General features: G+C 40.4%; 14 protein-coding genes. 1 reads left to right on the top strand and 13 read right to left on the bottom strand.

Translation table 11 applies throughout. The annotated features are described in order from the left end of the window. Window position 1: 1 nt before the first annotated feature. The 7 genes from BUA88_RS10160 to BUA88_RS10130 all read right to left on the bottom strand — a co-directional run bounded on the left by BUA88_RS10160 (window position 2) and on the right by BUA88_RS10130 (window position 5043). Window positions 2-214: a hypothetical protein gene (locus tag BUA88_RS10160; protein ID WP_004602788.1), complete on the bottom strand. Its 213-nt coding sequence runs from the start codon at window positions 212-214 to the stop codon at window positions 2-4. Window positions 215-275: 61 nt separating this feature from the next. Next, on the bottom strand, window positions 276-569 hold the full coding sequence (locus BUA88_RS16515; RefSeq protein ID WP_242939609.1) for a helix-turn-helix domain-containing protein: 294 nt from the start codon (window positions 567-569) through the stop codon (window positions 276-278). Then, window positions 569-1621, bottom strand: a complete 1053-nt coding sequence (locus BUA88_RS10150; protein WP_072917238.1) for a DUF5688 family protein — start codon at window positions 1619-1621, stop codon at window positions 569-571. Before BUA88_RS10150 ends, BUA88_RS16515 begins: the two co-directional genes overlap by 1 nt. Before the next feature lie 327 nt (window positions 1622-1948). Further along, the gene (locus BUA88_RS10145; protein WP_072917232.1) at window positions 1949-3460 is read right to left on the bottom strand and encodes an LA2681 family HEPN domain-containing protein; all 1512 of its coding nucleotides are present in this window, start codon (window positions 3458-3460) and stop codon (window positions 1949-1951) included. A gap of 59 nt (window positions 3461-3519) precedes the next feature. After that, entirely contained in the window at window positions 3520-3831 is a 312-nt protein-coding gene (locus BUA88_RS10140) for a hypothetical protein (protein ID WP_143151424.1), read from the bottom strand. Next, window positions 3828-4100, bottom strand: a complete 273-nt coding sequence (locus tag BUA88_RS10135; RefSeq protein ID WP_072917223.1) for a helix-turn-helix domain-containing protein — start codon at window positions 4098-4100, stop codon at window positions 3828-3830. The genes BUA88_RS10140 and BUA88_RS10135 overlap by 4 nt, the downstream gene beginning before the upstream one ends. A gap of 115 nt (window positions 4101-4215) precedes the next feature. Continuing rightward, entirely contained in the window at window positions 4216-5043 is an 828-nt protein-coding gene (locus tag BUA88_RS10130) for a hypothetical protein (protein WP_072917219.1), read from the bottom strand. A gap of 148 nt (window positions 5044-5191) precedes the next feature. Here BUA88_RS10130 and BUA88_RS10125 point away from each other — a divergent pair, with 148 nt between their 5' ends. Further along, the gene (locus BUA88_RS10125) at window positions 5192-5563 is read left to right on the top strand and encodes a hypothetical protein (protein ID WP_072917211.1); all 372 of its coding nucleotides are present in this window, start codon (window positions 5192-5194) and stop codon (window positions 5561-5563) included. 111 nt (window positions 5564-5674) lie between these two features. On the opposite strand, the gene BUA88_RS10120 is transcribed toward BUA88_RS10125, so the two are convergent. From BUA88_RS10120 to asp3, 6 genes are all read right to left on the bottom strand, one after another. Then, window positions 5675-6010 (bottom strand): helix-turn-helix transcriptional regulator, encoded by a 336-nt coding sequence (locus BUA88_RS10120; RefSeq protein ID WP_072917207.1) that lies wholly within the window; start codon window positions 6008-6010, stop codon window positions 5675-5677. 322 nt (window positions 6011-6332) lie between these two features. Continuing rightward, a complete protein-coding gene (gene ppdK / locus BUA88_RS10115; RefSeq protein ID WP_072917202.1) occupies window positions 6333-8975 on the bottom strand; it encodes a pyruvate, phosphate dikinase in 2643 nt (880 codons plus the stop codon). A 181-nt stretch (window positions 8976-9156) separates the two neighbouring features. After that, on the bottom strand, window positions 9157-10518 hold the full coding sequence (gene gtfB / locus BUA88_RS10110; RefSeq protein WP_072917197.1) for an accessory Sec system glycosylation chaperone GtfB: 1362 nt from the start codon (window positions 10516-10518) through the stop codon (window positions 9157-9159). Next, window positions 10491-11987, bottom strand: coding sequence for an accessory Sec system glycosyltransferase GtfA (gene gtfA / locus BUA88_RS10105; RefSeq protein WP_072917194.1), 1497 nt, complete (start codon window positions 11985-11987; stop codon window positions 10491-10493). The genes gtfB and gtfA overlap by 28 nt, the downstream gene beginning before the upstream one ends. Further along, on the bottom strand, window positions 11984-14332 hold the full coding sequence (gene secA2 / locus BUA88_RS10100; RefSeq protein WP_072917190.1) for an accessory Sec system translocase SecA2: 2349 nt from the start codon (window positions 14330-14332) through the stop codon (window positions 11984-11986). Before secA2 ends, gtfA begins: the two co-directional genes overlap by 4 nt. Beyond that, window positions 14332-14775, bottom strand: a complete 444-nt coding sequence (gene asp3, locus BUA88_RS10095) for an accessory Sec system protein Asp3 (protein ID WP_072917187.1) — start codon at window positions 14773-14775, stop codon at window positions 14332-14334. The genes secA2 and asp3 overlap by 1 nt, the downstream gene beginning before the upstream one ends. Between the last annotated feature and the right edge of the window lies 1 nt (window position 14776).

Here is a 14776-nt window from a genome sequence, read left to right as displayed (position 1 = left end):
TTTAGGCATTACCTGTAGCAACACTGTTACTTCTGCTGTCAGCAACAAGCTTCTGATAGCAAGGAAAGCAAAACGTTCTGCCATTACCATAAGGACAAGGATGACTGCAATTGCAAGGTGTAACTGGACCAAGCTTAGGTGCAACACTGTGTGGCACCCTTGAAATGCCATTTTTGTTAAAGTTCTTCTGAACTCTCATATGTTTTTTACTCATCTTAGATATCTCCTTTCACCATAAGAAAAGGCCCCGAAGCCTAAGCTTCGAAGCCTTATCATTACCTGCACTCTTTTTGTAAGTGCTGTTTTCTTATTAAATTGCCTTTTTCAAGCTCATTCTTGACTTTGTACCTAGCCAAGTCATAAACATAATCCGGAGCTTTGGATATACCGAGTTCCCAATCCTGCATGGTTCTATATGGTATCCCCATCCATTCAGCGAACTCTTTTCTGTTCATGCCAGTCTCTTTCCTGAGAGATACAAAATTCTCAGAAGCAGCTGACTTTTGTACATTTTCCAGTCCGGATTTTTTCTCTTGGAGATTGCTTCTGACAGATGATTTACCAGGCATTATAGAGAAGCCTCATACTTCTTAGTTTCAGCCTTTGTAACTGCATCCTTTGACGGATCTTTCTTTGCAATCTCCTGTTTCTTTTCTTTTAGATCTCCAAGGACAGAATCCTTATCAGCTACAACCTCAGCCTCACGCTGACGTTCCTCATACTTATCAGCCAACTCAAAAATATGATTCTGACTGTCGTAATGATAAACGTGATCTGTAAGCTGATCTGCAGGTTCTACCTGAGTAGCATTGACCTCTTTGACCATGTTTTCCAGCTCTTTGGCTGTTATCTGGCCATTGTCCTTTACAAGCAAAACCTCATGAATACTGCTTGGAAGAACGAAGAAGTCACCGCCCATCTTTTCAGCTGCATCCTCCATGAAATTCGGATATGCGATAACACCAGCTCCATGGATCTTATCCGGAACTGTAGCAACAAACATCTGCTCATCTTCCGGTGCAACCTCAGGAATCATGCCAGGTGCAAGCTCACTCATTACTTCAGACATACCTCTGATCTCAGATGGTCTGATTTCAGGTGCATTCTCCATGGCATCAGCGCGAAGCTGCTCTTTGGTAATGCCATACTGATCAAGCAACTGATTGGTAACAAGGATTGTTCCATTGCCGGAATCTGTCTGATCAAGCACAAAGCGATAAACAACAGCCATATCCTCCATTCTTTCATGAGGTACGCTCTCAAGAAGTTCCGCATTCTTCTCTGCAGAAACCACTTCCATAGAAAGCTTGTTCTTCATCTGCTCATAATCAGAGAGCGACTCCAGATCCACCTGAGGCGATTCACGGAATCCTTTCTCCACTGCATCAGCAAAATGCTCAGCGATCTCAGGGATTGGTGTACCATTCTCATAAGCAGCAAATGCTTTCTCAACACTGATGTTCACTCCAATAGAACTGTCCGTATGTCTTACTGTGATAGCATCATAGCTTTCATTCATCTTATCTACTCTTCGAGCAGTAAGTTCAACATCAGCTCCTCTAACAGCAAGTTCAGCCTTTAACGCATCCTGGAAACCTTCTTTGAAACGTTCATAATCCATATTCAATTTTCTCCTTTTCTTTAACAGTTTTTTATAGAAACACCGGCGCGCGCTTACCGGTTTCGGATAACAAAAAAAGCGCCACACACGACCTTGAGGGTTTGGTCATGCAATGACGCTTGTATCTGCTTCCTATTCTTCTGCAAAAGAAAAACAAGTGAGTGGCTTTTGTTTACCTCTCACTTGTCTATGATAATAATAGCACCGTTAAATTTATAAGAGAAGTGCTAATGTCGGTCGAGACGAGACAAAACGAGTCAAAAAGAGACAATGTCGGTCAGAGACCATTTTATGTTTTTATGAAATATATTTTTCGCTGTCTAAATTTTATTTTTTCCATGCATCAGGATAATTTGAAATAGGCATAGTTCCAACATATGATTTTGATTGACTCTTTTTGATTTCCTCTTTTTCAATAGCATAAATAAGATACATAAGAGATTCTCTAACAAGTTGTAATAATCTGATTGTATTAGCTCTTAAGTCATTTTCTGATACATGATAAAAACTATCACTTTCAATTTTTAGTCTTCTATTCCAATCCCCTTTATGGATTTTGACATATTTATGTTCAAGAGCATTTCTTAGTATTGCTAGTTCCTTTTCATATGGCTGTTCAGCATCCCCGTATTTTTCGAAAAACTCACATAGAACCCAATATAATGACATTAATGCTTTATTATCTTTAGGATATTTCCTTGCCTTACAAATACCCCTTGCAGTTACCTTTCCCTCTTCTAAACCGATTCTCCAAAAATCATTTACAAAAAAACATATTTTATCAAGTAATGAATATAAGACTCTAAATGCCGTTTTACCTTGTTCCACCCGTATCGAATAAACTGTGTTATCAAAGCTCCCAAAAGATAAAGTGACATCTTTATCAGCAAAATGGGGATATGCATCCTCTTGGCTACTAGTAAAACATAGATACCTTGCATAAATGTATTCTTCTTTTAAATTATTTAACATAGCAAACCATCTTGGTGGTTCTGCTGGGTTTCCATTGATTGAATCAGAGGCGGTAATATCTTCAGTATATTTTATGATATTCAATGGATCGTGAGCAAATGCAGATTCTATTTCAATTACATCATTTAACGGATTAAGAAAAAGATGATTTTTTAAGCACCATTTTCTATATTGAATCTCTTCATCACTATCTCCAAGTGTATATTCAGGAAAAACTATTGGTTTATTAACATAATCAATCGATGGCAATGCTTCATATTCCTCTACAATTTTTCCAAACGCTGATAATGCCTGCTCATGCATATCATAATCAATGTTTTGTATAGCTTTTTTTAGTGCATGATACGCATAACAATGCAGTTCTTGATAGTGTCCCTTATCATTTACCATATTTGCCAAAAACATTAAAGTTCTACCATAATTTCCCATTCCCATCGAAAACTCATTATCGATTCCAAGTACATTGCGATATACATTTAGTGCTTCTATGTACCGTCCTGCAATCACTAACTGATTTGCATAATTTGTTAATATACATAACTTTAATCTTGAGTCAGGATTACTAACTCCATTATTCAATTCAAGACTCTTACGAAAATAAATCATTGATTTCCGTCTTAAATCTATGACTGACGAATCAAATTTATCATTCGCTGATTGTTGCACATAATCGGCATATATACCAAAACCAGTTCCAAGATAGTAATTAAAATTGACATCATTGCTTACATTATCATCAGCATTTTTATATTCAATCATGTCGTCCAATACTTTTTTTAACTCTTCAAATTTACAATTTAATGATAATTCATCAATCTGACAGCCATACTCAACTACTCTATTATATTCCTTTTCTATTCTAGTCATAATAATTAGTCCCCACCAACTTTTATAAATTTATATTATTAAAAGCACACTAGTGCCAGCTATATCTTTCCCAAAAGTTCCTTAAGTCCAAGTATTCCTTCGGCGCCCCAAAGAGTTAAAGCCTGAGGAACTACAGCTACAATAATACCTACTATAACGCCCTGCCATCCAAGAGATGTAGATCCATTAATAAATGAACAGATACCACCAATAACAAAGAAAGCCCCTAACAACCAGCATACAATATTTGCTAATCCACCAATAAAGCCGATAGCAAGCATCAGTAATGTAAGAGCTGCCTGTACCGGCAATAATGAGATTCTAACGATCACTCTTAAGACTGTTCCAACACCATATAATACTGTCATCATAGATTCCCCCTTTCCTTCTCCATCTTAACTTTATATGCAATCAAGCGAAGCACGTAATCCGGCATCTGTCTGCGTCCAAGTTCCCATTCCTGCATGGTCCGATAGGGAATGCCAAGCCATTCAGAAAACTCTTTACGATTCATACCAGACTGCTCTCTAATTGCTTTAAACTGATATGCTACAAGTCTACGCTCACGATTGCCATCATTCCTATCTATATGTTCCACTTCGATTTCAATGCCTTCGACATTGTATGTATCCTTCTTCATGGCTGTCCTCCTTTATGTAGTCACTGCGTGTATCTTTAGTTTCATTATAATGTAGTCATTGCGTACACGTCAAGAAAAAAAGACCATCCATTTAATTGGATGGTCTCAATCTACTTTATTTTATTTCTGGTTGTTTTATTTGCTCTTTTATAATTTTCCTTTTATTTATTTCACCACGGTAATACATTTCCTCATAATCAAGATGTTGATTTTTCGCCCATTCTTCTGCATATTGTTCAAAATAATGCTCTATAAGCTGTATCATTTTGTGATATGCACCTAAGGTCGAGTCTTCCTTTTCACGCCTTATACTTCGTAATGTTTTATGGTTATCATCTTCCAACAACAATTGCATTATGTGATCATCAACCACAACCTCATTGTCCGCCTTTTGCATAGCTGCTACCTTTTTATCTAAATCATATAATTCAACAATTCTACTAGCATAATCATGCCAAACCATTGGAATGCTATAAAAAGAATCTTCACAAAGAAACTCTGACCACCATTGAGTTATAGAAAATATACTACTATCATCATTGTCACTTTTATATTCTAGTAAGCATTTTACTGCCTTTTCTGACAAACCCGTTTTTTTACAAATCTCTTTCACATCCATGTCAACAGACATTACGTCAGTTCGTCCATAAAGATAATCAATCGAACAATCCAAAACCACACTATACGCATAAATGTATGTACTGGGAACTTTGTATGGATCTTTCTCATTTAAATGCTTTTGAACATTTCTTAAAACATTATCTACCGGATTAGAAGCGACCTCCTTTTTTCTTTTTCTCATCTTGATTATCCCTCTACAAGTCTCATCACTATATAATTTTTCCGCCAATTCCTTGGTATCATCAATCTGTTTATTATTTGCAGCCATAACTAAACGATAAGCAAAACCCTCGTATTCACTCAAGCTTTTTCCTTTAAGCATATATAAAACTCCTTTATACGAATTATTATTCGTTAGAATAGACTCGACGCACGCAAATGATTTCTTACGCGAACTATTATTCTTTACTTATAATACCACACCTTATAAAATAAAACCAACAAATAAAAGATTTCAGGAGGATATAAAAATGAATTCTACAGCAACACAAATAACAAAACTAATTAACACGCCGAATCCATCTGCTCCAGTTACCACACACGCTCTATCAGAGTTGGGTAATGGAAGCATGCAAGATGGTCTAAAGCGTATTGTACGTTACTATGCATCAGAATCTGCATCTAACCTTAAACTTGGGAGAATTCAAGGGGCTACAGTTGGAATATTGATTACTGTAACAGTAGGCGGAGGTATTGCATTAATAAACCACGCCAAGCAGAAAAAGAAAATCAAACGTGAAGGACAGGTAATACTAAATACACTTCAACACCCTTCGAGCCATTGTGTAACACAAGATGATTCTGTCGATGACATAACAGAAGAACAATCCGCCATCTTATAATAGCTTTATGCAGCATCGAATATGAGGTTTCGGTGCTGCATTTAACTACATAATTAAAGAAGGCCGGCAAGTAAATATCACCAACCGGCCTTTCAAATAAACTGTTAAGTTTTATAGTAATCCTTCAACCTTACGCTTTATTACCCAATAAACATCTTCAACTTCTCGATCAGATAGTTTTTCGAGTAACTTAAGGAAAGAACTATACTTAGCAGTTAATCTCTGCTCGTCTCCTGCTTCTGTAAATTCAACAAAAAGCAATTCTCTCACATCTACATTATAAATACGAGAAAACTGAGCAAGTTCATCTGCAGATATACTTCTCTTATCAGCTTCCATTTCACTGATGCTAGTCTTTTTCAGATTCATTAGCTTGGCTGCTTCATCTTGAGTAAATCCAGCTCTTACACGAGCATCTTTAAGCTTTTTCGCTGTAAATTTCGACATTTTCGAACCTCCTTCCAAGTTCGGATATTCCGAACTTTTTTCAAATTGGTCAATTTTTTAGGTTCGGATTTTCCGAACTTTTGACATAAATTTTTGTCGAATGCAGATAACAATTACTTGTATCTAGATTTCATTACAGCTTGGTTGAAATTATTTTTTACATAAAAATATAGGGTGCCTTTGCAGACACCCTATACTAGGAATAGCTCTATTTCAAGCTTTTCTGGGTAATGAAACGAATTATTTGGATGATAAATCCTCATGCTTTGTTTCATAAAATCTTTCGAAATTTCGAAAGTTCCCAAAAAACAGCTCGGATCTTTTACTGACGTGACTCGGCGATAGCTGCCTGTGCAGCTGCAAGTCTAGCGATTGGTACTCTGAATGGAGAGCATGATACATAGTCAAGACCGATCTTGTGGCAGAACTCTACTGAAGATGGATCTCCACCGTGCTCACCGCAGATACCTACGTGAAGCTTAGGATTTACTGGCTTACCAAGCTTAATAGCTGTCTCCATAAGCTTACCAACACCTGTCTGGTCAAGCTTAGCAAATGGATCGTTCTCGAAAATCTTTGTATCATAGTAAGCATTTAAGAACTTACCAGCATCATCACGAGAGAAACCAAATGTCATCTGTGTAAGGTCGTTTGTACCGAAGCAGAAGAAGTCAGCTTCCTTAGCGATCTCGTCAGCTGTAAGAGCTGCACGTGGAATCTCGATCATTGTACCAACTTCATACTCAAGTGTAGCGCCTGCTGCTGCGATTTCAGCATCAGCTGTCTCTACAACTACCTGCTTAACGTACTTAAGCTCCTTAACCTCACATACAAGTGGGATCATGATTTCAGGCTTAACATTCCAATCTGGATGAGCCTTCTGTACTTCAAGTGCTGCACGAATAACAGCCTTTGTCTGCATCTTAGCAATTGAAGGATATGTAACTGCAAGACGGCATCCTCTGTGACCCATCATTGGGTTGAACTCGTGGAGTGACTCGCAGATGTTTCTGATTTCCTCTACTGACTTGTTCTTAGCCTTTGCAAGCTTCTCGATATCAGCATCCTCTGTAGGAACGAATTCGTGAAGAGGTGGATCAAGGAATCTGATTGTAACTGGGCATCCCTCAAGTGCTTCGTAAAGAGCCTTGAAGTCTCCCTGCTGGTAAGGAAGAATCTTATCAAGAGCAACTTCTCTCTCTTCCTCTGTATCTGAGCAGATCATCTCACGGAATGCTGCAATTCTGTCAGCCTCGAAGAACATGTGCTCTGTACGGCAAAGACCGATACCTTCTGCACCAAGCTCTCTAGCCTTCTTAGCATCAGCTGGAGTATCTGCATTTGTTCTAACCTTAAGTCTTCTGAACTCATCAGCCCAAGCCATTACACGACCGAACTCGCCAGCGATAACAGCGTCAACTGTTGGGATGATACCAGCGTAGATGTTACCTGTTGTACCATCGATAGAGATTTCAGAACCCTCTGTAAATGTTGTGCCTGCAAGAGTGAACTTCTTGTTCTCCTCATCCATGTTGATGTCGCCACAACCAGAAACGCAGCATGTACCCATACCACGAGCAACTACTGCAGCGTGTGATGTCATACCACCACGAACTGTAAGGATACCCTGAGCAGCCTTCATACCTGTGATATCTTCTGGAGATGTCTCAAGACGTACAAGAACTACCTTCTCTCCTCTAGCAGCCCATGCCTCAGCATCATCTGCTGTAAATACAACCTTACCACAAGCAGCACCTGGAGATGCGCCAAGACCCTTACCAAGTGGAGTTGCAGCCTTAAGAGCAGCAGCCTCGAACTGTGGGTGAAGAAGTGTATCAAGGTTACGTGGGTCGATCATTGCTACAGCCTCTTCTGGAGTCTTGTGTCCTTCATCAACGAGGTCGCAAGCAATCTTAAGAGCAGCTGGAGCTGTTCTCTTACCGTTACGGCACTGGAGCATGTAAAGCTTCTTGTTCTCTACTGTGAACTCCATATCCTGCATATCATGGTAGTGATTCTCAAGAGTCTCACATACCTTGATGAACTCTGCGTATGCCTCTGGGAACTCCTTCTCCATCTGAGCGATTGGCATTGGTGTACGAACACCAGCAACTACGTCCTCGCCCTGTGCGTTGATAAGGAACTCACCCATAAGCTTGTTCTCGCCTGTAGCTGGGTCACGAGTGAATGCAACACCAGTACCAGACTCATTATTTAAGTTACCGAATACCATTGGCATTACGTTAACTGCTGTACCCCATGAATAAGGGATATCGTTATCTCTTCTGTAAACGTTTGCACGAGGGTTGTCCCATGAACGGAATACTGCCTCGATAGCGAGCTTTAACTGCTCTACTGGATCTGAAGGGAAGTCTGAACCAAGCTGATTCTTGTACTCTGCCTTGAACTGCTCTGCAAGTTCCTTAAGGTCTGCAGCTGTAAGGTCTACGTCAAACTTAACACCCTTCTTTTCCTTCATCTCATCGATGAGCTGCTCGAAGTACTTCTTACCTACTTCCATAACTACATCTGAGAACATCTGGATAAATCTTCTGTATGAATCATATACGAAACGCTCGAAAGCTGGATCTGGGTTACCAGCGATCATAGCTGCAACTACTTCATCATTAAGACCAAGGTTAAGGATTGTATCCATCATACCTGGCATAGATGCACGAGCACCTGAACGAACTGAAACGAGAAGTGGGTTCTTAAGATCTCCGAACTTCTTGCCGTTGATCTCTTCCATTTTCTTAACACCCTCCATAGCCTGAGCCATGATCTCGTCGTTAATTTTACGGCCATCCTCATAGTACTGAGTACAAGCCTCTGTTGTGATTGTGAAACCCTGTGGTACTGGTAAGCCAATGCTTGTCATCTCTGCAAGATTAGCACCCTTTCCGCCGAGAAGGTTGCGCATTGACATGTCACCTTCGCTAAACATATACACCCATTTGTTAGCCATTACAATATCCTCCTAAAAATAAAAATAACTGAAAATTACCGTCTGCAATTAAGGGGTTACAGACAGTCCGTTATTATTTAAGCATAATTTCCACCCCAATTCAAGAAAAATGGTTGTATAGAACATAAAAAAACAGCCCATGTTTTTGTGCAGTTTTACTCCACAAAAAGGGCTGTATTCGTTAATGTTTACAAATTTCTATGAATTCTTTTGTGCTAGTTGTCGAACCTTCCGAATGCTGAGTGGAAATTGCCTCATTTAAAGCTGTTTTGTCTTTTAGCAGATTATTCAGTCTTTGAATTAATCCTGTGCAATTTGCACAATCAAATATATTTTCTTGCGCTGTATATACACCATGTTGCGTTTGTTTGAATGAAAATATCAGAAGATTGTATACAAATGCCCTTCTGGTTGCCTCCACAATTTCCCCTTCATGGTTAATATCAAGGTAAAAATCGCACCGATTAAACAATCTTTCAAGGGTTATCGCCTTAACATTAGGGTACATGATTACATTGTCATATTTTTCATGTGCCAAAAGCTTAGCCGACATTTCTGTTATTGCTGTCACATGGAATGTCACCTGAGGTAATCCTTCAACAATCTCCTTTAGCTTCTCCACATTCTCCGTGTTAGTGCAAATCAGTGCCTCTGGATGACCATTATTTTTCTTGTGGAACGTATAAATAAATCCCAGATGCTTCAGCTTCTCCTCCGGTGCTCCAAGCTCCAGAAGCTTCCTGTAAGCCTGTCGATTTTGAACCACCACCCTGTCGCAGCTACCGGACTTCCCATCGAAGATAACCTGCATATTTCCAGGAATATCATCTCTGGCAGGTTCCTGCCAGAAGAGCAAATCTTCCTTCGGCTTTCCAGGAGACTTGAGAGTATTGGAAACAAAGAACGGAACCGAAAGTGAATTAAAGTAAATCCTGTTATTTTCCAGTCCTCTCAGCTTCAGGAAGAAGCACACAAAATCCGTCCGATTCTTAAAGATAAAAGTCTTCCCCTGATAGTTCAAAATTATGTCAGAGGTAACGTAGTTTTCCACGATTACCTCTCTGCCCTCGGTATCGAAAAAGGTTTTATTCACCTTCTCCGATTTCTTGTTAAACATTGTTCTGGCGTACAACGCACCGTATTTGTTATAGTGCTCCGTACACCGGACATTACCCAGTTCATCAAGATAATCCACCAGTCTAACGAAGCGTTTGTGGGTAGGCTGTGCAAAGAATATTCTTCCTCGTTCCTTATCCTTATCATGGATGCTTCCACTGGTGTTATTAGCGCTAATTTCCCAATAATCCGGAACCGTAATTTGATTAAAATATAAAGGTTTTCCCTTGCATTTATCGCATTTACGATAATCCCCCAAAAAGTGCTCATAAATGTTTGTCACACCATCTGGCAGGAATCCATCATCGTTTATGACAAGGGCAATCACTGGAATTTCAGCATTACGAAAAGACTCAAAAAGATCCTGGCTTCCCCTGTTAAAATAATCAAATAATAAAATTATTTCATCTCTACCAGCTTTTTCCATTTCAACTCCACCTCTTCAGTCAAATACTGTTTAGCCTTTTCGTACGAATGGTTACTAAAGGACTCAATATCATCCTCGGTACACAGTTTCACAATGGCCTGAACCAGCTTTTCCTGGCGTCTGACTCTTTCCATTCCAATGAGATATGGCAGCTTGTAGCCGTTTAATCCCTGATCTATAAAATTCTGATTGCCGTATCTTACATCAAAACCAATTATCGGAAGCCCTGAACCTATAGCCTCCATCAATGTCAATCCAAAGCCCTCGCTTGTGGACGCAGATAAATACCCCTCGTATTTTTTATATACATCAGTCAAATCACGCTGGCCCATAAGTCGTATATATTCTTCAGCACCCAGCTTATCGATTTGCTTCTTTAACTCCTCTTCTGCACCACCCTTACCGTATATATCAAGACTGATATCCGGCACTCTTTTTCGGGCTTCTGCCACTGCTGCAACCAGCCAGTCCACATGCTTTTCTGTAGCCAATCTCGATGCCGTAATAAACGAATGCTTTTTCCTAGGCTCCGTTGGATAGATTAGCTCTGTCAGACTTCCAACTGGTATCGTATATACGGTAGGAGTAACTCCCATATACTGCTCAAACTGTTCCATCAATAGCTTCCGCTGATCCTCAGTAGCAGTGATATAAAAATCAATATGTCTGTTCATGGAGAAGGTATACTCATAGTAATTATTCCAAAGAATATTGTCCTCATCAGTAGAACCTTCGCTAAAATGATCCGCATGAATAACCACACCCACTCTGGCCTCACCGGCATTTTCAAGTATGGCCTGCGCCTGCCCCGTAGCGCGGTCAATTATGATAATATCATCTGCCGTGGGATTTAGCCTGGATGTCATATACCCAATCAATTCTTCCTTGGAGCAGATTAGCTTATCAGGAAATTTGTACATCACCGAATCATCATCGATTGCCTCCTCATAAGCGACAGAACCATCCCGATTAAAGAATCGTCTCTGATAAAGATGTGCCTTGCCATCAAGGGGTGCATAATATTCAGCAAAGACTCTTTTGGACATAAAGTAATCTTTTCGAATCAGGCATCCTCTGGAAACCATCTCCACCCTGTGTACCTTTTCTTCAGTCTCATTCAAAAAGTACACTCTGAAGAAATTATTGCTTCCACCAAATATTATTCGACCAATCTTACCATCTCGCTCAAGGGTATACTCATCATCCCCTATCGATGCCAGCAAATCCTTCAGCTCATAGGTAACCTCCTCCGGAACAAAATCCGTAAAGAAGGTGTAAAGCCAAATGATTTCATCATCCTTAAAACCAATGTTTCTTGTCATGTCAATAAGGTTATCCCTCGGGAACATGTCGGTGAAAATAAATTTGGCAGGCTTATTTATTTTTCTTAGAATGTCGGCTCTGTAGCTTTGGGCATACTCAACACCCGATGACGCCCAGCCAATACCGAGATTAAAATTGTATATCATGGCAAAATAATCCTTAACTTATTCTTCTTATCCATACTCACTTCCGACAACAGCACATTTCGGATAATATTTCTCTTAATCCTGCTTTCCATCTTTCTGAAAGATTCCAGTGCTTCCCCCTGGTACTCAAACATAAGATTTCTCTGAGCGGAGCTTCGTCCCGATACTGCTCCCTGAAGCTGCTGTAGATAATCAACCTGCTCAATCCACGCTTCGTCTATGGCCGAAAGAGCTGAGACTCTGATGAAATCATTCATGCCATTTTCTGAGCCGATAGCCTCCTTCTTTTCCTCCAGCGAACGCTCCACTCTAGCGAGAATATAAGCCTTCACTCTGGCCTTGTTTGAAAGATTTATCAGGCTGCTTTCCTTCTCCATCCTATAGGAAATATTATCAAGCAAATATCTATTCAGCGTTGATGTATCCAGCTTTTTATTCTCTCTCAAAAACTCATCAATGTTTTCACCTGCAATGGCCATAAGCTTTTCTTTTTCAACTGTACCACCATCCAAAAGCATATCTCTGGTGTCATACATAAGCTTTCTTTCCAGTTGGAGAACCACATCATAATCCTTTGAATTTTTTCTGTTGGTAACGCCCATTTCCTCATTGGTTCGCTGGGCTCCGTTTACAATTTTCTTTATCCTTCTATCGCTTATACGTTTTTTGCCATCAATATATTTTTTCAGCTTTTCAGGGTCAGTCCCCTTTTCCACAATATCATCCTCAAGAGATACAAGAAACCTACTGTAGCCTGGGTCACCCTGGCGTCCTGCACGACCTCTGGCCTGTCTCTCATCACGAATGTTAAGCATTCGACCAACACCAATAACTGCCAGTCCACCAAGCTCCTTAACGCCTGGTCCCAGCTTAATATCAGTACCACGACCAGCCATGGAAGTAGCCACCGTCATTGCTCCCATCTGACCTGCTTCCTTGATGATTTCAGCCTCCCAAAATGCGTTATTTGCATTCAAAACTGAGTGAGCCAGCCCCTCCTTCACAAGAAGATGTGAAATGATTTCAGTATCAGAAATCATAGTAGTAACTATAAGAACAGGCTGTCCTGTTTCATGCTTTTTAACCGCCAGTTTAATCGCCGCCTCAAACTGTTTTTCAGAATCACTGAAGAACCAGTCTGGACAATCCACTCGCTGAATTGGATTGTTGGTAGGGATAACCACAACCTTCTTTCCATACACATCGTAGAGCTCATCTCTGGCATCATAAATGGTTCCGCTCATGCCCGCCATCTTCGGAAACATTGAGAAGAAATTCTGATAGGTGATAGATGCCATAGAACGGTTCTCCTGGGTAATCTCCACCTTCTCCTTGCACTCAAGAGCCTGATGCTGACCACCACGAAGCTTTACACCTTTCAACATACGACCAGAGCTGGCATCGATAAGTGCCACTTCTCCCGACTCTGAAATCATATACTCCGTTCCCTTTTCAATTATCTTGTGAGCTCTCAGCGCCAGCACAAGATGGCGATATATCTCAAAACACTCAGGGCTGAAAATATTCTCTATTCCAAAATAACTCTCGGCATACTCAAGCCCCTTTTCTGTGAACCAGACATTCTTCTCCTCTACCTCATAGTCCACATCCTCCTGCAGAGTCCTTACGAAGAAATCCGCCATGTCATATAGGTTTGACTGGACACGTGGAGCGCCAGAAATAACAAGAGGGGTGCTGGCACTGTCAAGAAGAACTGAGTCAGCCTCATCAATAATTATGTAATAGAAATCCCTCATAAATCGCTCATCGGCCGACTTCACCAGATTGTTAATCAGATAATCAAATCCCAAAGCAGAGTGGGTCGTATATACGATATCCGAGTTGTAGATTTCCTTCTTCTCATCATTTTCAAATTTATCATCAGCATCTCGCTTAACACCTGCGGAAATTGTAAGACCCATAAATTCGTAGGCCGGTCCCATTTCCTCAGCATCACGAAGTGCCAGGTATTCGTTGTTTGTAACCAGAATTGCACCTTTTCCTGTAAGACCATTTAGATACATAGGACATGTAGCTGTAAGAGTCTTTCCCTCACCTGTATTCATCTCAGCCAGATATCCTAAATGCAAAGCAATTCCCGCCAGAATCTGAACATCAAAAGGAAACATGTGAAGCACACGCATGTCCGCCTCACACATTGCAGCAAAGGCCTCCGGCAGCATTTTATCCAGACTCTCTCCGTTCTCAAAACGCTGTCTGAATTCCACAGTCTTAGCCTTCAGCTCCTCATCAGTAAGAGCTGCCATCTCCTCCTTGTAGCTTTTGACCTTCTTCAGCTCCTTATAAAGTTGCTTCACAATCCCCTTGGTCTTTTTGATTTTCATTAGTCCTTGCTCTCTAATTCCTCAATAATCACTGAATGAAAAACAAATTCTGTCATCCCCGCATTTATTAGCTGCATTCTGTAGCTGTAGGTTTTAAGTGGACAGGAAAATTCTGCCTCCTTACCACGAAGTGTAAAATCCCCGGCCTCTCTCTCGTATCTGTCCAAAAATACCAGACGAACCAGGCAGCCTGTATCCTCCGGCGTCTCCACATTTACCTTGATTCGATATCTACTCTCGCCATCGATAATCGGCAGGGCCGGTTCTATTCTCTGGGCCTGATAATTGGTCAGAGAATACCACTGTTTTATGACGGTTCCTGGTGGCATCAGCTCATTTTTAAAGCGCACATTATTCCTTGCCACATACTCGATTTCAGAGCCGTACAGATAGGTATCCGAACTATATTCATTCCAATAGACTGTCCAACTGGCTTTTTCCATA

This window comes from Pseudobutyrivibrio xylanivorans DSM 14809, from assembly GCF_900141825.1.
GTDB classification, from domain to species: domain Bacteria; phylum Bacillota; class Clostridia; order Lachnospirales; family Lachnospiraceae; genus Pseudobutyrivibrio; species Pseudobutyrivibrio xylanivorans.
Note: the sequence above shows the minus strand (reverse complement) of the source record. Positions and strands in the feature narration are given on the sequence as shown.